Genomic DNA, 22625 nt, shown 5'->3' with positions numbered 1-22625 from the left:
TCCGTCGGCACCTCGTCCGTCAGCACCTCGACCGTCGGCACCTCGTCCGTCGGCACCTCGTCCGTCAGCACCTCGACCGTCGGCACCTCGTCCGTCGGCACCTCGTCCGTCGGCACCTCGTCCGTCGGCACCTCGTCCGTCAGCACCTCGACCGTCAGCACCTCGACCGTCGGCGCCTCGACCGTCAGGCCGAGAGTGCCTCGCCGGGCTCGCCGTCCGCCGGCAGCGCGCAGGCGGAGGCGAGTTCGTCCAGCGACAGGTCGAGCGCGAAGGCCAGCGCCGCGATGGTGAAGAAGGACGGCGTGGGTGCCCGGCCGGTCTCGATCTTGCGCAGGGTCTCGGCCGAGACGCCGGCCACCGCCGCCACCTCGACCATGCTGCGCTCGCCACGCGCCTCGCGCAGCAGCGCCCCGAAGCGCTCCCCGCGCTCGCGCTCCCACGGGGTCAGCGGAGTCCTCACCATGGCGCCGAGTCTACTGCGGGCCACGCCCCGGTTCGGGCCTGCCGCTCGGGCCTACTGCTCGGGCCAGCTGGGGAGGGGGGCCGGGCCGCCGGGGCGCGTGGGGTTCAGGGCCAGGCAGAGGATGACGCTGCTGCTCGAGCGCTCCTCGCTGTAGGAGCCGAAGACCTCCTCCGGCTCGGTGTCGCAGGCGTGCTTGGCGTCACCGTCGTGGACCACCTTGGTGACCTTGAAGTCCGCGGTGGACTTGGAGCAGTCCACGAGCTCCATCTTCGGCTTGGTCCCGTGGCCGAGGTCGTGCACGCAGCTGCCGACCTTCGCGGCCGCAGGCTCGGACTTGCGGGCCTGGGCCGCGACGACCAGGCCGACGGTGATCAGCGCGACCAGGAGGATCGGTCCCCCGACGCGGCGGCCGATCTTCCGGAACCGGGAGGGCTCGACCGGGGTGGGGCTTCCGGCCCCCCAGGGCCCCGGGGCGATCGGTTCGGCGGGCTGCGGGGTGTCGTCGACGGGGGCGGTCGGCGGGGTCGTCACGTAGGTTCCTTGCGGTCGGATCATCGGATTGCGCCGCCGAACACTAGCGGATCACCGACCCGCCGGGCGCCACGGCCCCCGGGGCCGCCTCCCCGCCACGGCAGCCGCGACGGCCGACGTCACGGACGACGCGACGGAAGCCGCCACGGCAGCCGCCACGGACGACGCCACCACCTCCGCGCCGAAAACGAATGCCGAGGTGAGGAACTCCGTCACCGGCTTGAGCGTCCACGGTGGGACGTTCGAAGCACCGCACCACGAAGGAGTTCACCGTGTCGCAGGTCGACGCCGCCCAGGCGGACCAGGCCGCCGCCGAGCAGGCCGCTGCCGGACAAGCAGCCGTCGAGCAGGCCCATGTGTCCGCCGTCCACCAGTTGCTCGACGAGCAACTCGCCGGACTGCGCGAGGAGTTGCGGCGCGTACTGAAAGCCCCCGCCGAGGAGGCGGGCGGGGCGCACGCGCGTGACGCCGCCGTCGCGAACCTGACCCGCAGACTGCGCGCGCTGGAGGGGGCCGAGCGGGGCCTGTGCTTCGGCCGGATCGACCACGCCGACGGGACCGTCCTGCACATCGGGCGGCTCGGCCTGCACACCGAGGAGCGGGAGTTGCCGCTGCTCGTGGACTGGCGCGCGGACGCCGCCCGGCCCTTCTACACCGCCACCGCCGCGCACCCGTCGGGCCTGCGGCGACGCCGCCACCTCAGCCTGGACGGCCGGACGGTGCGCGACGTCCGGGACGAGATCCTGGACGGCTCCGAGCCCGCCGCCGGGGACGTGATCGGCGACAGTCCGCTGCTGGCGGCGCTGGAGGCGCGGCGCACCGGCCGGATGGGCGCGGCGGTGTCCACCCTCCAGGCGGAGCAGGACGCCATCGTGCGCTCCCCGCACCGGGGGGTGAGCGTGGTGCAGGGCGGGCCCGGCACCGGCAAGACGGTGGTCGCCCTGCACCGCGCCGCCTACGTGCTCTACGCATTCCCCCGGGCCGCCGAGCACGGTGTGCTGGTCCTCGGGCCGAACAGCCGCTTCCTGGAGTACATCTCGCAGGTGCTGCCCTCGCTGGGCGAGAACGACGTGGTGCTGGCGACCACCGAAGACCTCGCCGGGGTCCGGGGCGCCGTCGAGGAGACGCCCGACGCGGCCCGTCTCAAGGGCGGCGCCGCGATGGCCGGGGCGCTGGCCGGCCTGGTGCGCTCGTTCCAGGCGCCGGAGGGCGACTTCGCGGTCCGGGTGGGCCGGGAGTGGATCCGGCTGGACCGCCGGGAGGTCGAGGCCGCCCGGGCCGAGGCCGTCTCCGACGGTGCGGCGCACAACCGGGCCAGGGCGGTGTTCGCGGAGGAACTGGTCGACGCGGTCGTCGACGCGGTGGCGCGCGGCACCGTCGAGGCGCTGGAGCGGATCGACGCCGAGGTGGTCGAGGCCACCGGTCTCGACCTGGACCGGTTCACCGGGGCGGACCTGCGCAACCTCGGCTACGACGGTGCCGACGCGGCCGGCGGGCACGCCGCCGACGAGGTCGACCTGGAGGCCCTGCGGGTCGAACTCACCGGCAGCGCCGAGTTCGACCGGGCCGTCGACCGGCTGTGGCCGCGCCTGACCGCCGAGCGCGTCGTCAACGCCCTGCTCACCGACCCGGCCGCGCTCGCCGCGCACCACCCGGCGCTCACCGCCGAGGAGCGCCAGCAGCTGCTGCGGACGGCGGACGCGCCGTGGACCGGCGCCGACCTGCCGCTGCTGGACGAGGCCGCCGCCCTGGCCGACGGCCCGCCCGAGCGGGCCTTCGGGCACGTCGTCGTGGACGAGGCCCAGGAGTTGAGCGCCATGCAGTGGCGGATGGCCGTACGGCGCTGCCCGGCCCGCTCGATGACGCTGGTCGGCGACTTCGCCCAGGCCGGCCCGGCGGCCACCGCCCGCAACTGGACCGAGGCGCTCGGCCCCCACCTGGGCACCCGCTTCGCCCTGCACACCCTGACGGTCAGCTACCGCACCACCGAGGAGATCCTGGCCACCACCCGCGAGCTGCTGGCCCGGATCGCCCCCGACCAGCGGCCGGGCACCGCGATCCGGCGCGGCGAGGCCCCGCGCACCCGCGCCGCCCACCCCCGTACCCTCACCGGCGCCGTCACCGACGAGCTGTGGGCGCAGGCCGCGGCCCGCCCGGACGACCTGCGGGCGGTGGTCTGTGCCGACGACCGGGTGGCGGAGCTGACCGCCGCCGGGATCGCGGAGTGGGCGGCCGTGGTGCCCGCCTCCCAGGCCCGCGGCCTGGAGTTCGACACCGTCCTGGTGGCCGGCCCGGACGAGATCGTCACCGCCCGTCCCTGCGGTGAGCGCGACCTCTACGTGGCCCTGACCCGCGCCACCAAGCGCCTCGTCACCATCACGTAGACCAGCGGGCGCCGGTCCGGCGCGACCTCGACGCACCCGGGCCCCGCCGTGCTCCCCGCGGCGGGGCCCGGGTGCGTTCGCCCACCCGTCGACCGTGATACAAATACCGGTATAAGAATTGGATCCAGGGGAGTGAAGCACCATGGTCGAACTCAAGACGGACGCCGCCCTCGACGCGATGCGCGAAGCCGGACGGGTGGTGGCGGACGCGCTGGCCGCCGTACGGGAGACGGCCGCGGTCGGCGTCAGCCTGCTGGAACTGGACGAGGTGGCGCGGGGCGTGCTGACCGCGGCCGGGGCGAGCTCGCCGTTCCTCGGCTACCGCCCGTCCTTCGCGCCCGTCCCCTTCCCCGCCGTCATCTGCGCCTCCGTCAACGACGCCGTCGTGCACGGCATCCCGGACGGCTACCGGCTGCGCGACGGCGACCTGGTGAGCATCGACTGCGGTGCCGTCCTGGACGGCTGGGCCGGCGACGCCGCCGTCAGCTTCACCGTCGGCACCGCCCGCCCCGAGGACACCGCGCTGATCGACGCCACCCAGCGCGCCCTGGACGCCGGCATCGCCGCCGCCGTCGTCGGCAACCGGACCGGCGACATCTCCCACGCCATCGGCCGCGTCGTCCGCGCCGGACGGTACGGCACCCCGGAGGGCTTCGGCGGCCACGGCATCGGCCGCCGCATGCACGAGGACCCGCACCTGGCCAACACCGGCCGCCCGGGCCGGGGTTACCCGCTGCGCCCCGGCCTGGTGCTGGCCATCGAGCCGATGCTCACCGCCGGCGGCCGCGACGACTACGACACCGACCCGGACGGCTGGACCCTGCGCACCGTCGACGGCAGCCGCGCCGCCCACATCGAGCACACCGTCGCCATCACCGAGGACGGCCCCCGGGTACTCACCCTCCGCTGAGGCCTCAGGCCCCACCGGGCCCGTGCCGAACGCCCGGCTAGGCTCGGGCCCATGACCAAAGGCGTGATGTTCGATTTCTCCGGCACCCTCTTCCGGGTGGTCTCCACCGCCGAGTGGCTGGCGGCCCACACCGCCACCGCCGGCCTCGGCCTCTCCGCCCCGGAACAGGCCGAACTCATCGACCGTCTGGAGGAGTTCGGCGCGCTGCCGGGCGGCGTACCGCCGCGCCGGATCCCGGCCGAACTCCAGCAGGCCTGGGACACCCGGGACCTGACCCCCGAGGTGCACCGCACCGCGTACACCGGGCTGACCCGCGCCGCCGAGCCGCCGGCCGCCCTCGACGTGGACGCCCTCTACGACACCCACATGGCGCCCGCCAGCTGGCGCCCCTACCCGGACGCCGCCGCCGTGCTGCGCGAGCTGCGCCGCCGGGGCGTCCCGGTCGCCGTGGTGAGCAACATCGGCTGGGACCCGCGCCCGATCTTCCGCGCCCACGGCCTGGACGAGCTGGTCGACAGCTATGTCCTGTCCTACGAGGTCGGCGCCCAGAAGCCCGACCCGGCGATCTTCGAGACCGCCTGCGCCCGGCTTGGCCTCGCCCCGGCGGACGTCCTGATGGTCGGTGACGACCGGACCTGCGACGGCGGCGCGACCGCGCTCGGCTGCGGCTTCCACCCCGTCGATCACCTGCCCGTCGACCGGCGCCCGGACGCCCTGACACCGCTGCTGGCGCTCCTGCCGACCTGACGCGTACGGCCTGACACGTGAGGCCTGAGCCGTGAGGCCTGAGCCGTGAGGCCTGACGGGTGTGAGGCTTGACGTGTCCGGGGTGACGCAGGACACGAGGTGGCACCCCGTCGCCCGGAGTAGCGTGCGGGGCATGACCGATCAGGACTTCACCACCCGCATCACCGTCCGCGGGTACGAGACCGACACCCAGGGCCACCTCAACCAGGCGGTGTACCTCCAGTACGCCGAGCACGCCCGCTGGGAGTACCTGCAGGCGGCCGGGATCCGCCAGGCCGACCTGGTCGCCAAGGGCGTGGGCCCGGTCGTCCTGGAGACCACGGTCAAGTACCTGCGGGAGCTGCGCGCGGGCGACTCGGTGGACGTCAGCTGCTCGTTCGCCTGGCGGGACGGCAAGACCTTCCAGGTAGTGCAGCGGCTGGTCCGTGAGGACGGTGTGCTGGCCGCCGAGATCACCGGCGTCGGCGGCATCCTCGACCTGGCCGAGCGCCGGCTGGTCGCCGACCCGCGCGAGCCGCTGCGGGCCCTCGCCGCCGAGCCGTCCGTACTCGGGCTCTGACCCGGCCCCCGACAGCCCCCCTGGCGCACCGTCGGACAACCTACCCGCCATCCCCCGGGTGGAGGCCGCACCCGGACGCGGCCTCCGCCCGGCGGGCGGGGGTTTCCCCCACCCCCGACCGGCCCGCTGTCCGGATGGGCCGAACTGCCCGGTCCCAGCAGACTCTTGGGCATGCCGAAGAACACGAAGCACACGACGAGCACCCCGAAGAACACCTCGAAGAACACCCCGAACAACACGCTGAGGAACACGTCGAGGAACGCGCTCACCGCCGCCGCCGCCGCCGCCCTCGCCGTCACCGGGCTGACCGCCCTGCCCGCCGCCGCCGACCCCGGGCGGGCCGGCCAGGACCGCCTCACCTGGTCCGCCTGCGAGGGCCAGGCCGACCCGCGTCAGCAGTGCGCCACCGTCACCGTCCCGCTGGACTACCGCGATCCGCACGGCGAGCAGATCACCCTCACGGTCTCCCGGATCCGCGCCGCCCGGCCGGACCAGCGCCACGGCGTCCTGCTGACCATCCCGGGCGGGCCGGGCGGCTCGGGCCTGAACGTGCCGGCCAAGGCGGCCAAGCGCCTCCCGCAGTCCGTCCTGGACCGCTTCGACCTGGTCGGGTTCGACCCGCGCGGCGTCGGCCGCTCCACCCCGGTCAGCTGCGGCCTGGACCGCTCCGACCTGTCGATGGTCAAACTGCACGGCTGGCCCGCCGCCGACGGCTCGATCGACGGGAACGTCGCCTACGCGCGCCGCGCCGCCGAGACCTGTGCCCGCAACGGCGGCCCGGTGCTGCGCAGCATCTCCACCGCGAACGAGGCGCGCGACATCGACTCGATCCGCCGGGCCCTCGGCGAGCGCCGGCTGTCCGCCTGGGGCACCTCGTACGGCACCTACGCGGGCGCCGTCTACGCCACCATGTTCCCGCAGCGGACCGACCGGATCGTGCTGGACAGCAACGACGACCCGGACCCGACCCGGGTGGAGCGCGGGTGGCTCGCCGCCTACGGGCCGGGTGTGGAGGACCGCTTCCCGGACTTCGCCAAGTGGGCCGCGTCGCCCGGCAATCCGGACCGGGTCGCGGACACCCCCGAGGAGGTCCGCCCGCTCTTCCTGGACCTCGCCGCCCGCCTGGACCGGGCGCCGCTGCCCTGGCCCGGCTCCGACCCGGCGGAGCTGAACGGGAACGTGCTGCGCGAGGCCATGCTGCAGAGCCTGTACGCGGACGCCAAGTTCCCCGACCTGGCCCGGCTGATGCTGGCCGGCCTCGGCCGCCGCCCGCTGCCCGCTCCGGTGACGCTGCCCGACCAGGCCGTGCAGGCCGTGCAGAACTCCGTCGCGGTCTCGGTCGGCACCCTGTGCAACGACGTCGCGTGGCCCACCGACCCGGCCGCGTACGCCAAGGACGTCGCCGCCGAGCGCGCCGCCCGTCCGCTGACCGCCGGCATGCCGGTGAACGTGGGGCCCTGCGCCTTCTGGCCGTTCGCGCCCGCCGAGCCGCCGGTGGAGGTGACCGACCGCGGCCCGGCGAACGTCCTGCTGGCGCAGAACCTGCGGGACGTCGCCACCCCGTACCGCGGCGCGCTCAAGCTGCGTGCCGCGCTGGGGGAGCGGGCCCGGATGGTCACGGTGGACTCGGGCGGCCACGACGTGTACGTCGCCAACGGGAACGCCTGCGGCGACGCGGTGGTGACGGACTACCTGGTGACCGGGCGGCGCCCGGCCGGGGACGTGTTCTGCCCGGCGCGGTGAGCGCGGGCCGGGCCCGGACGGGGGTCGGGCCCGGCCGCCGGAAAGCTGGGAGCCCGCTGGGGAGTTGCTGAGCGTGAGCCGGGGGAGCGGACGGCACGCGGGCTCAACCGGCCGTGGACGAACGGCCCTTGCCCCTCCGTGCACGTCCGTTCGACCCTCGTGTATGAGTCGAATCTGTCGCGATTTTGTGACAATCCTTCGCCGACACCCTGCCCGCGAGGTGTGTTCACGGCCTTAATGTTCGAGCTATGTCACCGAAGACCCCACGTCGGATACCCCACCAGGACCCGGGCGACACCTGGGTGCCGCGCCCGAGGCGCCGGCAGACCCCGCTCGGAATCCTGCGCCACGCGGCCACGTTCCTCGGCGCCAGCGTCCTCGGCGGTGTCCTGCTGGCGGGCCTGATCCTCCCGGCGGCCGGCGCGGTGGGACTCGGGGCGAAGAGCGGCGCCGAGGGCTTCGAGAGCATCCCCGACGACTTCAAGACCCCGCCGCTCACCCAGGCCACCCAGATCTTCGACGCCAACGGCGGCCTGATAGCCAAGGTGTACGAGCGCGACCGCACCGTCCTGACCGCCGACCAGATGTCCCCGCTGATGCGCCAGGCGCAGGTGGACATCGAGGACGCCCGCTTCTACGAGCACGGCGCGGTGGACCTCAAGGGCGTCCTGCGGGCCGTCACCAAGAACGCCGAGAGCGGCGCCACCGTCCAGGGCGCCTCCACCCTGACCCAGCAGTACGTGAAGAACGTCAACGTGGAGAAGGCCGGCGACGACCCGGAGGCGGTGCGCGAGGCGCAGCGCAAGACCCTCGGCCGCAAGATCCAGGAGCTCCGGTACGCCATCAAGCTGGAGGAGGACCTGACCAAGGAGCAGATCCTCACCAACTACCTCAACATCACCTTCTACGGCCACCAGGCGTACGGCATCCAGGCCGCCGCCCAGCGCTACTTCAGCAAGGACGCCAAGGACCTGAGCCTGCCCGAGGCGGCGATGCTCGCCGGGCTGGTGCAGAACCCGTCCCAGTACGACCCGAAGCTGCACCCGGTGGCCGCCCAGAAGCGCCGCGACACCGTCATCGACAAGATGGTGGAGAACAAGCACGTCACCGCGGACCAGGCCAGGGAGGCGAAGGCCGCCCCGCTGGGCCTCACCTACAAGGACCCGCAGAACGGCTGCATCACCGCCAAGGCGGGCATGGGCTTCTTCTGCGACTACGTGCGCCACGTGGTCAAGCAGGACCCGGTGTTCGGCAAGAGCTCGGCCGAGCGCAAGAAGCTGTGGGACACCGGCGGCCTGAACATCTACACCACGCTGGACCCGGACAAGCAGGCCGCCGCCCAGAACGCCGTCTCCACCAAGGTGTTCGTCACCGACCCGGTCTCGGCCGCGATGACGATGGTCGAGCCCGGCAGCGGCAAGATCCTGTCGATGGCGCAGACCCGCCCGTACGGCCTGGAGAAGGAGAAGAACGAGACCGTCGTCAACTACAACGTGGACGCGGCGATGGGCGGCGGCATCGGCTTCCAGCCCGGCTCCAACTTCAAGCCGATCGTGGCCGCCGCCGCCCTGGAGGCCGGCCTCTCGTCCACCCAGCGGTACGACTCCCCGAACCGCATGGACTGGCCGACCATGAAGACCTGCGACGGCACCTGGAAGAACCTCAGCAAGGGCAAGAAGGAGGGGACGATCCCCAACGAGTCCGAGTCCGAGAAGGGCCCGTACGAGCTCAAGCAGGCCATGGCGCTCTCGGTCAACACCTACTTCGTGCAGATGGAGCAGGAGATCGGCCTCTGCGCGGTCAAGCAGATGGCCAACAAGCTGGGCGTGGCCGGCAAGGCCGACGGCTCGCCGCTCCAGGAGGTGCCCGCGCTCGGCCTCGGCACCCAGGAGGTCTCCCCGCTGACCATGGCCAACGTGTACGCGACCTTCGCCGCCCGGGGCAGCTACTGCGCGCCGATGGCGATCAACCGGATCACCACCGTGGACGGCAAGGACGTGCCGGTGCCGCCGGCCCGGTGCGGCCAGGTGATGTCCGAGGACACCGCGGACGTGATCAACAGCGTGCTGCTGGGGGTCACCGAGAAGGGCGGCACCGCGCGGGACCTCGGCCTGGACGACGGCCGCCAGATCGCGGGCAAGACCGGCACCACGGACGAGAAGAAGTCCGCCTGGTTCACCGGCTACACCGGCAACCTGGCCGGCTCGGTCTGGCTGGGCAGCCCGGGCACCAAGGTGCCGATGCGCAACATCCGGATCGGCGGCAAGTACCAGGCCGAGGTGTTCGGCGCGACCGGCCCGGGGCCGATCTGGCAGAAGGCGATGAGCGACGCGGTCCGGGGCATGCCGGACAAGGAGTTCACCACCGTCTACATCCCGGACCCGCCCAAGCGCGACCCCGGCTGCGCCACCTCCAGCGGCTCGCCGAGCTCGGCCACCTGCACCGGCGCCCCCAGCACCGGCAGTCCGGGCAAGCCGCGCGGTGGCAACCCCACCGGCCGGTCCGCGCCGTCCACCCCGGCGGACCCCGAGGACCAGTAGCCGGACCCGGCCGCACCCGGCCGGAGCGGCCCCGCATGAGTACCCGTACTCATGCGGGGCCGCGGCGTTCCGGCGGACGATGGCGCCATGCCGCACAGCATCCTCGGCGTCCCCGCCGTCCTCTGCCCCTCGACCGGCTACCTGGCCGGCTCCCTGGCGATCGGCCTCGCCGCCGCGTACGAGCTGCGCGCCGGTGCCGGTGCCGCTGCCGCTGCCGACACCGGGGGCGGGGGCGGGGGCGCCGGCACCGCCGTGCGGCAGTGGATCGCGGTGGTCTGGACGATGCCGGGCTTCCTGATCGCGATGACCCTCAACCCGTTTCCGGACGGCTCGACGGCCCGGTTCCTCTCCGCGACCGCCCTGGGCGCGGCCGGCAACGCCGCGCTGCTGGCGCTCGCCGCCCACGCCCTCGGGCTGGGCTGAACCGGCCCCCGCGCGGTTCGGGGCTACCGTGCCTCGACCGGCTCGCCGCTGTCCAGGTCGAGGTTGAACACCCGCCGGTAGGAGTCGGTCACCACGGTGATCTGCTCCCGCCCGGTCCAGCTCGCCTCCACCAGCCGGGCGTCGTCCGGGCCGCCGCCGATGTCGGCCAGCGCCCAGCGCCGCGCCTCCCAGCCCTCGCCGGACTCCAGGAACACCTGCCAGTGCTCGCCCGGCGCGGGCCCGGTGGCGTACGAGCGGTGCACCACCACCAGCGCCCGCTCCGCCCCGGCCGGGGCGGCCTCCCGGCTGCGGGTCTCGGCCGCCGACACCTTGTGCGCGGCCAGCACGCCGAGCAGGAAGACCACGCCGGCGGTGACCGTGACCGCCCGGGTGGCCTGCCGCAGGGCGGCGGCGCGCAGGTCCCACAGCCAGGCGGCCGCGATCAGTGCGGCCAGCGCCCCGCCGAGCAGCAGTTCCGGCCGGTTGAGCAGGTCGGCGACCACCATCCGGCCGCCCGAGCGGCTCTCCCATTGCCCCTCGGTGTACAGCAGGACGGCGGCCAGCCCGCCGGCCGCCAGCAGCCGGACCAGGACGCGCCTGGTCCGGGACGTGCGCCTGTCCATCCTCTTGTTCATCGTCCCCCCGTTCACGGTGTCACAGCTCGGCGAGCAGTGTGCGGCCCTCCGGCCAGTCGCCCAGCCCGGAGTCGGAGTTGAGGTGCCCGTACGCGCCCGGCTCGACGTAGCGGGAGCCCCAGGCCGCGGCGAGGGCGCGGGCCCGCGCGGGGGAGACCCACGGGTCGTCGGTGGAGGAGACCACCACGGTCGGGAACGGGAACGGCTCCAGCGCCACCGGCCGGAAGCCCACCAGCTCGGGCACCTCCGCGGTGTCCACGTCGGCCGGGGCGACCAGCAGCGCGCCGCGGACGGCGGCGGTCCGGTCGGCGGGCGCGGTGGCCACCCAGCGGGCCGCGGTGACGCAGCCCAGGCTGTGGGCGACCAGCACCACCGGGCCCTCGGCGGCGGCCGCCGCCACCGCCGCGTCCACCCGGGCCACCCAGTCCGTCCGGTCCGGGTGGTCCCAGTCGGCCTGTTCGACCCGGCGGAAGGACTCCGGCTCGGCGGTCTCCCAGCGGGTCTGCCAGTGCTCGGGGCCCGAATTCTGGTAGCCGGGGAGGACGAGGTAGGTGGTGCGGTCCGGCATGGGCTCCTCCGGGAGAAGGTCGGTCGTGGGCAGCAGGAGTCTAGGACGCGCGGCCCCGGGCGCGGCAGCCGGGCGGCCACCCGGCGCGCACTCCTCGCAACCGGCGCGCACCGGTCCGTATGCGCCGCCGTGCGCCCGGTGCGCCCTGTTGCCAACGGTGCGACGGGTACGGGAGGTTGGACCGGGCCCAGCCGGCCGCCACCGCCCGGAGCCCGTACCGGACCTGACGTTCGATCATGTGGAGGGATGCCGACGATGGCACCGAAGATCCTGCTCGTCACCGGGGACGCCGCCGAGTCGCTGGAGGTGTTCTACCCGTACCAGCGGCTGCGCGAGGAGGGCTACCAGGTCGACATCGCGGCCCCGACCAAGAAGCGGCTGCAGTTCGTGGTGCACGACTTCGTCGAGGGCTACGACACCTACACCGAGAAGCCCGGCTACACCTGGCCCGCCGACATCGCCCTCGCCGACGTCGACCCGGCCGACTACGTGGCCCTGGTCATCCCCGGCGGCCGCGCCCCCGAGTACCTGCGCAACGACCCCGACGTGCAGCGGATCGCGCAGCACTTCTTCGCCGGGGACAAGCCGGTCGCCCAGATCTGCCACGGCCCGCTGATCACCGCCGCCGCCGGTGTCCTGGACGGCCGCCGCACCTCCGCCTACCCGGCGCTGGCCCCGGACATCAAGGCCGCCGGCGCCGAGTTCGTCGAGGGCGAGGCGGTGGTGGACGGCGTGGTCGTCTCGGCCCGCGCCTGGCCCGACCACCCGGCCTGGCTGCGGGCCTTCGTCGAGGTGCTGCGCAAGCACGCCCCGGTCGCCTGACCGCTCCGCCCGCACCGTAGCCGCACGCTGCTGTCGCAGTTGTCGTCGTTGCGGAACCCGGAGCCGTACCCGGCCTCGCCCGCACGGCCCCGTGACCGACCCCCTACGCTGACCGGCGACACCACGGCCCACCGTCGCCAGGAGGACGAGACATGGCAGAGCCGCTGATCGCCGCAGTCGGGGGCCGGGTGCCCGCCGTCGACCCCGGTGCCTTCGTGGCGCCGAACGCTGTCGTGGTCGGGGACGTGACCGTCGCCGCCGGCGCCAGCCTCTGGTACGGCGCGGTGCTGCGCGGCGACGCCGAGTCGATCACCGTCGGCGCGGGCAGCAACATCCAGGACAACTGCACCCTGCACGCCGATCCCGGCTTCCCGCTGGTGGTCGGCGAGCGGATCTCGGTCGGCCACAACGCGGTGCTGCACGGCTGCACGGTGGAGGACGACGTGCTGGTGGGGATGAACGCCACTGTGCTGAACGGCGCCCGGATCGGCACCGGCTCGCTGGTCGCGGCCGGCGCGGTCGTCCCGCAGGGCATGGTGGTCCCGCCCGGCTCGCTGGTCGCGGGCGTCCCGGCGAAGGTCCGTCGCGAACTCAGCGAGGAGGAGCGCGCGGGCATCAAGCTCAACGGCGAGGGCTACCTGCTGCTGGCCGACGCCCACCGGGAGATCCAGCCGTCCGCCGGCCTCTCGGAGAGCTAGGCGGTCGTCATCGCGGCCGCCGCCGGTGCCGTCTCCGCCTCGGCTGGTGCCACCACAGCCGGTTCCGCCTCGGCAGGTACCACCACAGCCGGTTCCACCGCCGCCGGGGCGGGCCGGCGCCGGTCGAGTGCCCAGGCGAGTACCGCGACCAGCGCGCCCGAGGCGGCCAGGCCCGAGCCCACCAGCGTCGGGGAGGTCCAGCCGAGCCCGGCGTCCAGGGCCAGCCCGCCGAGGTAGGCGCCCTGGGCGTTGGCGAGGTTGAAGGCGCCCTGCACCGTGGCGGAGGCGAGCGTCGGCGCGCTGCGCGCCTTCTGCATCACCAGGGTCTGCACCGGCGGCACGATCGCGAAGCCGAACAGTCCGACCAGCAGCACCGTCAGGGCGGCCGACCACCGGGCGTGCGCGGTCACCGCGAACAGCGCCAGGGTGGCGGCGAGCAGCACGAAGGCCGCGCAGACGGTCGGCCGCAGCGCCCGGTCGGCGGCGAAACCGCCGAGCACGTTGCCGATCGTCATCCCGACCCCGAACAGCGCCAGCACCAGTGTCACCGAGCCGGTCGCGTACCCGGAGACCTCGGTGAGCAGCGGCGCGATGTAGCTGTAGCAGGCGAAGAAGCCGCCGCAGCCGACCACCACGGTGGCCAGCGCCAGCCACAGCTGCCCGCTGCGGAAGGCCCGCAGTTCGTGCCTCAGCCCGGACTGGGCGGGGGAGGGCAGGGCGGGCACCAGCCTGGCGATGGCGAGTGTCCCGGCGGCCGCGATCACCACCACCACCAGCATGGTCGCCCGCCAGCCCAGGTGCTGGCCGAGCAGGGTGGCGGCGGGGACGCCGACGATGTTGGAGACGGTCAGCCCGGAGAACATCACGGCCACCGCCCGGGCCCGCCGATTCGGCGCGGCCAGTTCGGCCGCGGCCACCGCGCCCGCGCCGAAGAAGGCGCCGTGCGGCAGCCCGGTGATCAGCCGGGCGGCGGCCAGCGTCCAGAAGTCCGGGGCCAGTGCGCACAGCAGGTTGCCGACGGTGAACAGTCCGGCCAGCGCCACCAGCACCGCCTTGCGCGGCCGTCCGGCGGCCAGTGCGGTGAGCAGCGGCGCGCCGATCACGACTCCCAGCGCGTACGCCGAGATCAGCCAGCCCGCCTGCGGGATGGAGACGTGGAGCCCGTCGGCGACCTGGGGGAGCAGCCCCATGGCGGCGAATTCGGTGGTTCCGATGGCGAACGCGGTGACGGCCAGCGCGAGCAGCGCGAGAGGCAAGGGGGTGACTCCGGGGTGATGGCGGCGACCGGGGGAGCGCGCGGCGGATGAATTCGTTCGTCCGGAATCCTAATCTGCCCGGATGTCGCCCCCATGAGGCGAATGTGACGAAAGGGGGTCGCCGGGACGGCCCGCGCGCGCGAGACTGGGTGCATGTGCCGCAACATCAAGACGCTGCGACCGCCCGTCACGCCCGACGCCGACGAGGACGACTTCCGCGCCGCGGCGCTGCAGTACGTCCGCAAGGTCTCCGGCTTCCGCGCCCCGGCCGCGCACAACCGGGAGGCCTTCGACCGGGCCGTGGACGCGGTCGCCGAGGCCACCGCCCGGCTGCTCGCCGACCTGGAGGTCCGTGGCTCGCACGCCCGGGCCGCCGAGGCCGCCGGGTGACGGCGAGAGGGAACAGGAACTGCCGATGAACCCCGAAAAGCGTTACGCCCTCACCTTCCCGGGCACCCCCGGCACCCAGGCCCCGCAGGACGTCGTCGTGGTCACCCGCACCAGTGCGACCGGCCCGGGCGGCCACCCGGTGTACGAGGACGAGAGCGGTATCGTCCGGGCCGAGATCAGCGACTCCGGTGAGGTCCGGATGCTGGCCAGCGGCGGCCACCAGACCCCGCACCTGCCGGTCCACGCCCACCCGCTGCCCTGACCGCGGTCCTCCCGCACCCATGGCCACGGTGATCGTTCATCGGGCACAATCACCGCATGACCACAGCGAGTTGGCAGGGCGTCGTGATCGCCGAGAGCGCGGACACCGTCGTCGTCGAGGGCAACCACTACTTCCCGGCCGAATCCGTCCGCGCCGAGTACCTGCGGCCCTCCGGCACCACCACGGTGTGCGGCTGGAAGGGCACCGCCGGCTACTACACCCTGGAGGTGGACGGGCGGAGCAACCCCGACGCCGCCTGGTTCTACCCCGACCCGATGCCCGGGGCCGAGCACGTGCGCGGCCGGGTGGCGTTCTGGCGCGGGGTCGACGTCACCGAGTCGCCGGTCGACGTCGCCTGAGCCGTCGGTCGACGTCACCGGGTCGGGTCGAGGTCACCGGGTCGGCGGGGGGCACCGCGTAGCCCCCGGGCCGCGGGGGTACGTGATCCCCATGGCAGTCTTCCGCAGACCGAAGCGCCCCGGGCCCGTCCCCGAGGCGGACCTGGGCGAGCAGCTCGCCGACCTGGTCGAGGAGTCCGAGCAGCCCGTCGGCAAGGGGCCGGTGGCCGAGTACGCGGCGAGGCAGCGCGGCCGCGGCCGGGCCGTGGTGGTGCACGCCGCCCGGCTGCTGGGCAACGGCGGGAAGGCCGCCGCCCGGGGCGCCGCGTACGGCGGCAAGGCCCTCACCGAGCAGCTGGTGCGGGCCGCGCCACGGATCCCGGTGCGCGACCTCGCGACCCTGCGGGCACAGCACCCGGGCGCGGCCTCCCCGGAGCAGCTGGCCGACCTCCTGGTCACCGGCGCCGTCCGGGCCTCCGGCGCGCTCGGCGCGGGTGTCGGCGCGGCGGCGATGATGCCGGTGCCGCCCGCGATGCCGGCCGAGATCGCCGCCGAGACGCTGGCGGTCGCGGCCGTGGAGATCAAGCTGATCGCCGAGCTGCACGAGGTCTACGGCGTCCCCGCGCAGGGCAGCGTGACCCAGCGGGCCGGCGCCTACCTCGGCGCCTGGGCCAACCGCCGCGGGATCGACGCGACGCTGCTGGTGCGGCCGGCCGGGTTCGCCGCGCTGGCGATCGGCGCGGAGGTGCGCCAGCAGGTGCGCCGCCGGCTCACCCGCAGCACGCTGCGCCACCTGCCGTCGCTGACCCCGCTGCTGGTCGGCGCGGGCATCGGCGCCACGATGAACCGCCGGGACACCCGACGGCTGGCCGACGAGGTCCGGGCGGACCTGCGCGCCCGGCCGCCGGCCGACCGCGCCTACTGGGCCGCGGCCGGGCCGGTGGTGCCGGGCTCGACGGTCCCGGGTTCGGGCTCGACGCTGCCGGATTCGGATGCGGATTCAGGGTCGGGTTCGGGCTCGGCTTCGGGTTCGGATTCGACGGAGTAGACCCCCGCCCACCGGGTGTGGCCGGCTACGTCGTGAGCGGCGGCGGGGCGGCCGCGCCCCGGCCCGCCTTGACGCCGTTCACCATCGCCTGGTGGATCGCCCGCGCGGTGATCTCGTCGGCCGCGGGGACCGGGCTGCCGGACACCGTGTACCAGTCCAGCGCGCCGGTGTACTGCACGGTCAGCCGCGCTTCGCCGTCCACCCAGGTGGTGTGCACGGTGAGGTCACCGGAGATCGGGCCGACCTCGGCGGTGGTCACCCCGCCGGGGCCGCTGATGATCGACTGGGTGGTCCAGGTCGCCCACGACGCGCGCGGGTCCGTTGGCGGCCGGGCCTGCCGATTGCCTTGGTCGTGTTCGGTCATGCGCCTATCCTCCCCCGCCGGTGCGTCGCCACCCGGGCAGCGACACCTGCGGTCGCGGCGACCGCCCGGTGGGACCGGGCGGTCGAGTCGGTACGGCGGACGGTCAGTCGAGTCGGTCGGATTCGTCCAGCATCGCGTCGCCCTCCGCCTGGGAGGTGTCCTGCGCGTGCAGGTTCTGCATCGAGGTGATGCCCTCCTCGGGATCCGCGGCGCGAACGTCCTCGTCCTGGTCGGTGCTCACCTCGAACCGTTCGCTCATGTCGGTCATCGCGGGCTCCGTCTCCTCGGCCGGTCCGGGCGCGCCGGTTCGGCGGCACGGCTGGGCCGGGTGTCTCTCTGCCCCTCCAGCCTGCCCCCGCCCCGGCGCCGGGGCCAGCCGGGTGACCGGATCGCCGCCTTCCGCCGCCCGGCCCCGACCGGGCGGGGTCACCAGGTCACGGGCAGTGACCGCATCCCGTAGATGAACGAGTCCGTCCGGAACGCCAGCTCCGCGCGGGGGACGGCCGGCCGCAGGCCGGGCAGCCGCCCGAACAGGGTGGCCAGGGCGATCTGCAGCTCGGCGCGGGCCAGCGGCTGGCCGAGGCACTGGTGCACGCCGAAGCCGAAGGCCACGTGCCGGCGGGCGTCCCGGTCCAGGTCCAGCTCGTCGGTGGACGGCCGGTCGGCGCCGCCGAACACCGTCTCGTCCCGGTTGGCGGTGGAGAGCATCGCGATCACGCCCTCCCCGGCCCTGACCGTGGTGCCGCCCAGCTCCACGTCCTCCAGCGCCACCCGGGGCACCCCGGTGTGCACGATGGTGAGCAGCCGCAGCAGCTCCTCCACCGCGCCGGGCAGCGCGGCCGGGTCGGCCAGCCTGGCGACCTGCTCCGGTCGGTCCAGCAGCAGCGCCGTGGACAGCGAGATCATGTTCGCGGTGGTCTCGTGCCCGGCGATCAGCAGCAGGAGGCCGGTGGCGGCGGCTTCGTCCGGGGTCAGGTCGTCGCGCGTGGCGAGCCGGCTGAGGATGTCGTCCTCCGGCCGCTCCCGCTTGCGGGCCGCCAGGCCCCGCAGGTAGTCCAGCAGCTCGTCCTGGGCCTCCCGGAGCCGCTCCACGGTGCTGGTGCTGTTGAGCAGCGTCCGGCTGACGTCCTGGAAGAACTCGCGGTCCTCGTACGGGACGCCGAGCAGCAGGCAGATCACCAGGGAGGGGACGGGTAGCGCGAAGTCGGCCACCAGGTCCGCCTCCGTACGGCCGGCGGTCATCCCGTCCAGCGCCTCGTCCACGATCCGCTGGACGGCCGGGCGCATCGCCTCGACCCGCTTGACCAGGAAGTCCCCGGTGACCATCCGGCGCAGGCGGGCGTGCTCGGGGTCGTCCAGCCGCAGGAAGGCCGGGTTGTCGGTGACGAGCTCCCGGGCGCCGGCGACCAGGAAGGGGAAGTTCGGGTGGCGCAGGTCCGCGCTGAACCGGCGGTCGGACAGCACGGTACGGACCTCGGCGTAGCCGGTGGCCAGCCAGCAGGACTCGCCGCCGGGCAGGTCGGCGCGGGTGAGCGGGCCGGCGGCGGCCGCCTCGGTGTACGCGGGCGGCGGGTTGAAGAGGCAGCCGGCGGAGTGCGGGGCCGGCAGCCGGACGGCGGGGGTGGTCGGTGTGCTCGTCAAGGCGGGGTCTCCTCGCGTGGCGGTGTGCTCCGGTGGGGGGGTGGGGTGACTGGCGTGCCGTCACGGCGGTTCGGGTGGTACGTGGTGGTACGTGGTGGTACGTGGTGGTACGTGGTGGTGCTCCTCCGCGTCAGCCGGTGGGCCCGGAGGACTCGTCCTCGGTGACGGTGATCGCGCCGCCCGGGCAGAGCTGGGAGGCCAGTCGTAGATCGTCGAACTGCTCGGGCCGGAAGGTGGTCTGACGGAGTCTCACCAGACTGTCCTGGTCGTCCTGGTCGAACACCTCGGGAACGTTCATGACGCACATCCCGGAGCTGCAGCAGCGGTCCCGGTCGATGTTCACCCGCATGGTCGGGCACCTCTCGCCAGTGCGCCGCCGGCTGCCCGGCGGCCGCCTCTCGTTGTCATTGCCAACCTAACCCGCCGCTCCTCCGTCCACGGAGGGTGCGGTGGCGGGATCGCCGAGAATGGCCGATTCGGCCCCTGTCGCAACATCCGTGGGGCACAACAGGTTTGAATCTCCATCAGATTCGTCGGAGTCCGCCCTCGGGTCTGGCGGCGAGCTCAGGGGGACAGGCCCTCGGCGGCGGCGATCTCCCGGACGGTCGTGACGGTGTCGGCCTCGGCGGCGCCCTTGTCCGGCCGGTAGCGCACCACCCGGGCGAACCGCAGGGCGAGGCCGGCCGGGTAGCGGGGGCTGCGCTGCAGGCCGTCGAAGGCGATCTCCACCACCAGCTCCGGGCGCACCCGTACCGTCCAGGCGTCCCGCTCGGTCTCCCGGGCCAGCAGTTCGGCGGTCTGCCAGGCGAGCGTCTCGTCGGTGAGGCCCTTGAAGGTCTTGCCGAGCATCACCCAGGGGCCGAGCCCCGGTTCGTCCGCCGCCCGGGCGCCCAGGTGCAGGTTGCTGAGGAACCCGATCCGCCGTCCGCTGCCCCATTCGGCGGCCAGCACCACCAGGTCGAGGGTGTGCCGGGGCTTCACCTTGATCCAGCCGGCGCCGCGCCGTCCGGCCGCGTACGGGGCCGCCGGGTCCTTGACCAGCACGCCCTCGTGGCCCAGGGCCAGGGTGTCGCGGAAGAAGGTCAGCGCCCGCTCGCGGTCCCCGGTCTCGGTGCGGGCCACCCGCAGTTCCGGCGGCGCCGCCCCGGCCAGCGCCGCCCAGCGCTCCCGGCCCGGCCGGTCCACCAGGTCCGCGCCGTCCCGGTGCAAGAGGTCGAAGAAGTGCACGCTGAGCGGGACTTCGGCACGCAGCCGTTCCGGATCCCGCCGGGCCGCGGCGCGCGCGGCGGTCTCCTGGAACGGGCGCGGCCGCCCGTCCGGGCCGAGTGCGATCGCCTCGCCGTCCAGCACCGCCGAGCGCAGCGGCAGCGCCAGCGCGGCCTCCACCACCTCGGGGACGCGCGCGGTGATGTCGTCCAGGCTGCGGGTGAACACCGCGACCTCCCCGCCGTCCCGGTGCACCTGCACCCGGATCCCGTCCAGCTTCCACTCGATCGCGGCCGGGCCGGTGCGCTCCAGCGCGGAGGCGACGTCCGGTGCGGAGGCGGCCAGCATCGGCCGCACCGCCCGCCCCACCTCCAGCCGGAACTCCGCCAGCGCCGGCGCTCCGCCGGTCAGCGCCGCCTCCGCGACCGCCCGGGCCGAACCCCGGAACATCAGCGCCCGCCGCACCGCCGTCGCCGGCACCTCGGCCGCCTGCGCGACCGCGTCCCCGACCACCGCGTCCAGCGCCCCCTGCCGCAGGTCTCCGACCAGCACCGCCCGCAGGAACCCCTGCTCCACCCCGGTCGCCCGCGCGAACAGCCCGTGCAGCAACCGCCGCCGCTCGGTCTGCGACCCGGCGCCGTGCACGCCCGCGATCCGCTCCAGCTCCCGCTCCACCTCCCGCACCCCGAGCGAAGCCTCCCCGGCCGGCCCCGGCAGGCCCCGCAGCGCCGCCGGCCCCACCCCCGTCCGCAGCCGCTGCGACTCCCCGGACAGCAGCGCCACCGCGGCCGGTGCCTCCGCCGGGCCCAACTCCCGCAGACAGCCCGCCAGCAGTCCCGTCTTCGCCCGCCGCCCCGGCTCCGCGGCCACCGCCCGCGACACCTCCGCCAACCGCAGCAATCCGGACACACCACCACCTCCTCCACCCAGCATCCCCGCCCCCGCGGGCCGTCGCCCGGGCAGCGGATTCCGGGCAGCCGATTCCGGAAAACCGGGAAAACCCCCTTGCGCAATGGTCAAGAAGTGTTGACCATTGGAGCCATGCCTACCGATGATCTTCCCGAGACGTTCCACGTCACCACGGACGAGCAACTACGCGCCGTCTCCAACCTCACGCGCCACCGGATCATGGCCGTGCTCCGCTTCGAGCCCGCGACGATCACCCAGATCGCCGAGCGAGTGGGCCTCGCGAAGGGGAGTTCCAGCTACCACGTACGGCTGCTCGAACGGGCCGGGCTGGTGAAGGTGGTGCGGACGCGCAAGGTCCGGGGGGTCACCGAGCGGTACTACGCGATGGCCGCCCGGTCGATCGTGCTGCCGGCCCCGGGCGAGGGAGGGCCGGACGTGCTGATGCGGCACGCGGTGGCGGACCTGGAGGCATCGCCGGCGGACGGCGAGCGGCACGTACGGATGGCGCACCTGCGGCTCACCGAGGAGCAGTTCGCGGAGCTGGGGGCGCGGCTGCAGGCCCTGGCGGACGAGTACCGGGAGCTGTCCGACCCGTCGCTCCCGGACGCGTCACTCGTCTTCGCACTGTTCCACCCGGCGACCCGCGAGCAGGCCGAGGGGGAAGCCAAGTGACCTCGGAGACACAGAAGCTGCCGACCGGATTCGGACGGCTGTGGACCGCGCAGACGGTGTCCTCGCTCGGTGACGGGGTGATGCACGCCGCGCTGCCGCTGCTCGCGCTGACCTTGACGCGGGATCCGATGGCGCTCGCCGTCGTCACGGCCACCGGAACACTGCCGTGGCTGCTCTTCGGCGTGCTCGGCGGTGCGCTGGTGGACCGCTGGGACCGCCGGCGCACGATGTGGATCGCGGACGCGGCCCGCGCGGTGCTGCTCGCGATACCGGCGGCGGCGGCCGCGCTCGACGTGCTGAGCATTCCACTGCTCGCCGCCGTCGCCTTCCTGCTCGGCCTCGGCGGGCTCTTCTTCGACACGGCCGCCACGGCCTACCTGCCGGATCTGCTCGGCCGCGACCCCGCGCTCCTGGAGCGCGCCAACTCCCGTCTGCGCGGCACCCAGACCGCCGCGTCCGGCTTCGCCGGGCCGCCCGCGGGCAGCGCCCTGCTCGCGCTCGGGCGGGCGGTCCCGCTGCTCGCCGACGCGGTCTCGTTCGCGCTCTCCGCACTGCTCGTACGGTCGCTGCCCGCCGCGCCCCGGCCCGTACCGCAGGCGGGTGAGTCGCTGCTGCGGCAGGCGCGGGCCGGCGCCTCGTACGTGTTCCGGGACCGGCTGCTGCTCGGGCTCGCACTACGTCCGGCGGTCGGGAACATCGCCTTCCTCGGCGTGGAGACCGTACTCGCCCTCTTCGCGCACGACCGTCTCGGCACCGACACCTTCGGCTTCGGCCTGCTCCTCACGGCGGAGGCCGCCGGAGGCCTGCTCGGCGCGGGCATCGCCTCCTTCCTCGGCCGACGGCTCGGCACCGGCGCCGCGCTCACCTGCACGGCCGCGGTCGAGGGGTTCGCCATCCTGGGCCTCGCCGCCGCCCCGAACCCGTACGTCGCCGGCCTCGCGCTCGCCGTCTGCGGAGCGGGCATGGGCGCCACGATGGTGCTGGCCCCCTCCCTCCGACAGTCGATCGTCCCCGCCCACCTGATGGGCCGGGTCGCCTCCACCTCCCGCATGCTGAGCATGTGCGCCGCCCCGTTCGGCGCCTTCCTCGGCGGCTGGCTGGCCACCGCCTTCGACGTGCGCACCCCGCTCTACACCGCCGCCGGCCTCCTCCTCACCATGACCGCCGTCACGTCGACCATGACCAACAACCGCCGGGTCGAGGCGGCGCTGCGTGCCGCCGCCCAGGCCACCGCTCCGGCCGCTGCTCCGGACCGCCCGGAATCCCGGGAGCCCGTTGAGGCGGTCGCCGTCTGAGGCTTCGCGAGGCCGTCGAGCCAGCGCCGAGCCCAAGCCCGGCGTTCCCGGGTGGCCAGGCGCATCCCCGTCGATCCCCGTCAATCCCCGTCGTCCTCGGCTCCGCCGGGATGCCCCCGGACCGACGGCGGGTGGCCCACCCCCTCGGGACCGCTCCGGCACCGCCCGGCTGCCACGTGCCGGAGTGGAGCGCGGGGCCGGCGGTCTTGGCCGGGGTGGAG

General features: G+C 74.5%; 25 protein-coding genes. 15 read left to right on the top strand and 10 right to left on the bottom strand.

Annotated features, from left to right (window positions below):
- Positions 1-184 precede the first annotated feature (184 nt).
- On the bottom strand, positions 185-463 hold the full coding sequence (locus IE332_RS21520) for a helix-turn-helix domain-containing protein (RefSeq protein WP_189918853.1): 279 nt from the start codon (positions 461-463) through the stop codon (positions 185-187).
- 51 nt (positions 464-514) lie between these two features.
- Positions 515-994: an LppU/SCO3897 family protein gene (locus tag IE332_RS21515; protein WP_189918851.1), complete on the bottom strand. Its 480-nt coding sequence runs from the start codon at positions 992-994 to the stop codon at positions 515-517.
- Positions 995-1266: 272 nt separating this feature from the next.
- On the opposite strand from IE332_RS21515, the gene IE332_RS21510 reads away from it, so the two are divergent.
- The 7 genes from IE332_RS21510 to IE332_RS21480 all read left to right on the top strand — a co-directional run bounded on the left by IE332_RS21510 (position 1267) and on the right by IE332_RS21480 (position 10300).
- On the top strand, positions 1267-3378 hold the full coding sequence (locus tag IE332_RS21510) for a HelD family protein (RefSeq protein ID WP_505744301.1): 2112 nt from the start codon (positions 1267-1269) through the stop codon (positions 3376-3378).
- 142 nt (positions 3379-3520) lie between these two features.
- Positions 3521-4288 carry a type I methionyl aminopeptidase gene (gene map, locus IE332_RS21505; RefSeq protein WP_189918849.1) on the top strand — a complete coding sequence of 256 codons (768 nt, stop codon included), beginning with the start codon at positions 3521-3523 and terminating at the stop codon, positions 4286-4288.
- 51 nt (positions 4289-4339) lie between these two features.
- Entirely contained in the window at positions 4340-5035 is a 696-nt protein-coding gene (locus IE332_RS21500) for an HAD family hydrolase (protein WP_189918847.1), read from the top strand.
- A 133-nt stretch (positions 5036-5168) separates the two neighbouring features.
- Positions 5169-5594: an acyl-CoA thioesterase gene (locus tag IE332_RS21495; protein ID WP_189918846.1), complete on the top strand. Its 426-nt coding sequence runs from the start codon at positions 5169-5171 to the stop codon at positions 5592-5594.
- Between the two features lie 171 nt (positions 5595-5765).
- A complete protein-coding gene (locus IE332_RS21490) occupies positions 5766-7337 on the top strand; it encodes an alpha/beta hydrolase (protein ID WP_189918844.1) in 1572 nt (523 codons plus the stop codon).
- A 248-nt stretch (positions 7338-7585) separates the two neighbouring features.
- Entirely contained in the window at positions 7586-9877 is a 2292-nt protein-coding gene (locus IE332_RS21485) for a transglycosylase domain-containing protein (RefSeq protein ID WP_229928777.1), read from the top strand.
- Between the two features lie 87 nt (positions 9878-9964).
- Positions 9965-10300 carry a hypothetical protein gene (locus IE332_RS21480; protein ID WP_189918842.1) on the top strand — a complete coding sequence of 112 codons (336 nt, stop codon included), beginning with the start codon at positions 9965-9967 and terminating at the stop codon, positions 10298-10300.
- Positions 10301-10323: 23 nt separating this feature from the next.
- On the opposite strand, the gene IE332_RS21475 is transcribed toward IE332_RS21480, so the two are convergent.
- Positions 10324-10923 carry a hypothetical protein gene (locus IE332_RS21475; RefSeq protein WP_189918840.1) on the bottom strand — a complete coding sequence of 200 codons (600 nt, stop codon included), beginning with the start codon at positions 10921-10923 and terminating at the stop codon, positions 10324-10326.
- A gap of 31 nt (positions 10924-10954) precedes the next feature.
- The gene (locus IE332_RS21470; protein WP_189918838.1) at positions 10955-11503 is read right to left on the bottom strand and encodes an RBBP9/YdeN family alpha/beta hydrolase; all 549 of its coding nucleotides are present in this window, start codon (positions 11501-11503) and stop codon (positions 10955-10957) included.
- Between the two features lie 255 nt (positions 11504-11758).
- Between IE332_RS21470 and IE332_RS21465 the strand changes: the two genes are divergently transcribed.
- Positions 11759-12325, top strand: a complete 567-nt coding sequence (locus tag IE332_RS21465) for a DJ-1/PfpI family protein (protein WP_189918836.1) — start codon at positions 11759-11761, stop codon at positions 12323-12325.
- Between the two features lie 152 nt (positions 12326-12477).
- Positions 12478-13023, top strand: a complete 546-nt coding sequence (locus IE332_RS21460) for a gamma carbonic anhydrase family protein (RefSeq protein WP_189918834.1) — start codon at positions 12478-12480, stop codon at positions 13021-13023.
- Here the strand turns inward: IE332_RS21460 and IE332_RS21455 are convergent.
- Positions 13020-14279: an MFS transporter gene (locus tag IE332_RS21455; protein WP_189918832.1), complete on the bottom strand. Its 1260-nt coding sequence runs from the start codon at positions 14277-14279 to the stop codon at positions 13020-13022. The genes IE332_RS21460 and IE332_RS21455 overlap by 4 nt on opposite strands.
- 153 nt (positions 14280-14432) lie before the next feature.
- On the opposite strand from IE332_RS21455, the gene IE332_RS21450 reads away from it, so the two are divergent.
- The 4 genes from IE332_RS21450 (at position 14433) to IE332_RS21435 (ending at position 16317) form a co-directional block, all read left to right on the top strand.
- Positions 14433-14669: a DUF2277 domain-containing protein gene (locus IE332_RS21450; protein ID WP_189918830.1), complete on the top strand. Its 237-nt coding sequence runs from the start codon at positions 14433-14435 to the stop codon at positions 14667-14669.
- A 25-nt stretch (positions 14670-14694) separates the two neighbouring features.
- Positions 14695-14931, top strand: a complete 237-nt coding sequence (locus IE332_RS21445) for a DUF6296 family protein (protein WP_189918828.1) — start codon at positions 14695-14697, stop codon at positions 14929-14931.
- A gap of 56 nt (positions 14932-14987) precedes the next feature.
- On the top strand, positions 14988-15290 hold the full coding sequence (locus IE332_RS21440; RefSeq protein WP_189918826.1) for a DUF427 domain-containing protein: 303 nt from the start codon (positions 14988-14990) through the stop codon (positions 15288-15290).
- A gap of 91 nt (positions 15291-15381) precedes the next feature.
- The gene (locus IE332_RS21435; protein ID WP_189918824.1) at positions 15382-16317 is read left to right on the top strand and encodes a hypothetical protein; all 936 of its coding nucleotides are present in this window, start codon (positions 15382-15384) and stop codon (positions 16315-16317) included.
- Positions 16318-16342: 25 nt separating this feature from the next.
- Here the strand turns inward: IE332_RS21435 and IE332_RS21430 are convergent, their stop codons facing one another.
- The 5 genes from IE332_RS21430 to IE332_RS21410 form a co-directional block, all read right to left on the bottom strand.
- Positions 16343-16681 carry a hypothetical protein gene (locus tag IE332_RS21430; protein WP_189918822.1) on the bottom strand — a complete coding sequence of 113 codons (339 nt, stop codon included), beginning with the start codon at positions 16679-16681 and terminating at the stop codon, positions 16343-16345.
- A gap of 103 nt (positions 16682-16784) precedes the next feature.
- Positions 16785-16949: a hypothetical protein gene (locus tag IE332_RS21425; protein WP_189918820.1), complete on the bottom strand. Its 165-nt coding sequence runs from the start codon at positions 16947-16949 to the stop codon at positions 16785-16787.
- 158 nt (positions 16950-17107) lie between these two features.
- Complete coding sequence (locus tag IE332_RS21420; protein ID WP_189918817.1) at positions 17108-18322, bottom strand: cytochrome P450; 1215 nt, start codon at positions 18320-18322, stop codon at positions 17108-17110.
- 130 nt (positions 18323-18452) lie between these two features.
- A complete protein-coding gene (locus tag IE332_RS21415) occupies positions 18453-18671 on the bottom strand; it encodes a ferredoxin (protein ID WP_189918815.1) in 219 nt (72 codons plus the stop codon).
- A 215-nt stretch (positions 18672-18886) separates the two neighbouring features.
- Positions 18887-20437 carry an ATP-dependent DNA ligase gene (locus IE332_RS21410; RefSeq protein WP_308437591.1) on the bottom strand — a complete coding sequence of 517 codons (1551 nt, stop codon included), beginning with the start codon at positions 20435-20437 and terminating at the stop codon, positions 18887-18889.
- Between the two features lie 132 nt (positions 20438-20569).
- Here IE332_RS21410 and IE332_RS21405 point away from each other — a divergent pair, with 132 nt between their 5' ends.
- The gene (locus tag IE332_RS21405) at positions 20570-21109 is read left to right on the top strand and encodes an ArsR/SmtB family transcription factor (protein ID WP_189918811.1); all 540 of its coding nucleotides are present in this window, start codon (positions 20570-20572) and stop codon (positions 21107-21109) included.
- Positions 21106-22404 carry an MFS transporter gene (locus IE332_RS21400; protein WP_189918809.1) on the top strand — a complete coding sequence of 433 codons (1299 nt, stop codon included), beginning with the start codon at positions 21106-21108 and terminating at the stop codon, positions 22402-22404. The genes IE332_RS21405 and IE332_RS21400 overlap by 4 nt, the downstream gene beginning before the upstream one ends.
- Positions 22405-22625: the final 221 nt, after the last annotated feature.

It is taken from the genome of Kitasatospora xanthocidica, assembly GCF_014656195.1.
Lineage (GTDB): Bacteria > Actinomycetota > Actinomycetes > Streptomycetales > Streptomycetaceae > Kitasatospora > Kitasatospora xanthocidica.
The sequence above is the reverse complement of the archived record's forward strand: the minus strand, read 5'-3'. Positions and strand labels throughout refer to the sequence as shown.

Excerpts from the sequence above, each read along its gene's own strand:
- IE332_RS21520 (WP_189918853.1), bottom strand. The coding sequence starts at position 463 with ATGGTGAGGACTCCGCTGACCCCGTGGGAGCGCGAGCGCGGGGAGCGC.
- map (WP_189918849.1), top strand. The coding sequence starts at position 3,521 with ATGGTCGAACTCAAGACGGACGCCGCCCTCGACGCGATGCGCGAAGCC.
- IE332_RS21500 (WP_189918847.1), top strand. The coding sequence starts at position 4,340 with ATGACCAAAGGCGTGATGTTCGATTTCTCCGGCACCCTCTTCCGGGTG.
- IE332_RS21495 (WP_189918846.1), top strand. The coding sequence starts at position 5,169 with ATGACCGATCAGGACTTCACCACCCGCATCACCGTCCGCGGGTACGAG.
- IE332_RS21490 (WP_189918844.1), top strand. The coding sequence starts at position 5,766 with ATGCCGAAGAACACGAAGCACACGACGAGCACCCCGAAGAACACCTCG.
- IE332_RS21485 (WP_229928777.1), top strand. The coding sequence starts at position 7,586 with ATGTCACCGAAGACCCCACGTCGGATACCCCACCAGGACCCGGGCGAC.
- IE332_RS21480 (WP_189918842.1), top strand. The coding sequence starts at position 9,965 with ATGCCGCACAGCATCCTCGGCGTCCCCGCCGTCCTCTGCCCCTCGACC.
- IE332_RS21475 (WP_189918840.1), bottom strand. The coding sequence starts at position 10,923 with ATGGACAGGCGCACGTCCCGGACCAGGCGCGTCCTGGTCCGGCTGCTG.
- IE332_RS21470 (WP_189918838.1), bottom strand. The coding sequence starts at position 11,503 with ATGCCGGACCGCACCACCTACCTCGTCCTCCCCGGCTACCAGAATTCG.
- IE332_RS21465 (WP_189918836.1), top strand. The coding sequence starts at position 11,759 with ATGGCACCGAAGATCCTGCTCGTCACCGGGGACGCCGCCGAGTCGCTG.
- IE332_RS21460 (WP_189918834.1), top strand. The coding sequence starts at position 12,478 with ATGGCAGAGCCGCTGATCGCCGCAGTCGGGGGCCGGGTGCCCGCCGTC.
- IE332_RS21450 (WP_189918830.1), top strand. The coding sequence starts at position 14,433 with ATGTGCCGCAACATCAAGACGCTGCGACCGCCCGTCACGCCCGACGCC.
- IE332_RS21445 (WP_189918828.1), top strand. The coding sequence starts at position 14,695 with ATGAACCCCGAAAAGCGTTACGCCCTCACCTTCCCGGGCACCCCCGGC.
- IE332_RS21440 (WP_189918826.1), top strand. The coding sequence starts at position 14,988 with ATGACCACAGCGAGTTGGCAGGGCGTCGTGATCGCCGAGAGCGCGGAC.
- IE332_RS21435 (WP_189918824.1), top strand. The coding sequence starts at position 15,382 with ATGGCAGTCTTCCGCAGACCGAAGCGCCCCGGGCCCGTCCCCGAGGCG.
- IE332_RS21430 (WP_189918822.1), bottom strand. The coding sequence starts at position 16,681 with ATGACCGAACACGACCAAGGCAATCGGCAGGCCCGGCCGCCAACGGAC.
- IE332_RS21425 (WP_189918820.1), bottom strand. The coding sequence starts at position 16,949 with ATGACCGACATGAGCGAACGGTTCGAGGTGAGCACCGACCAGGACGAG.
- IE332_RS21415 (WP_189918815.1), bottom strand. The coding sequence starts at position 18,671 with ATGCGGGTGAACATCGACCGGGACCGCTGCTGCAGCTCCGGGATGTGC.
- IE332_RS21405 (WP_189918811.1), top strand. The coding sequence starts at position 20,570 with ATGCCTACCGATGATCTTCCCGAGACGTTCCACGTCACCACGGACGAG.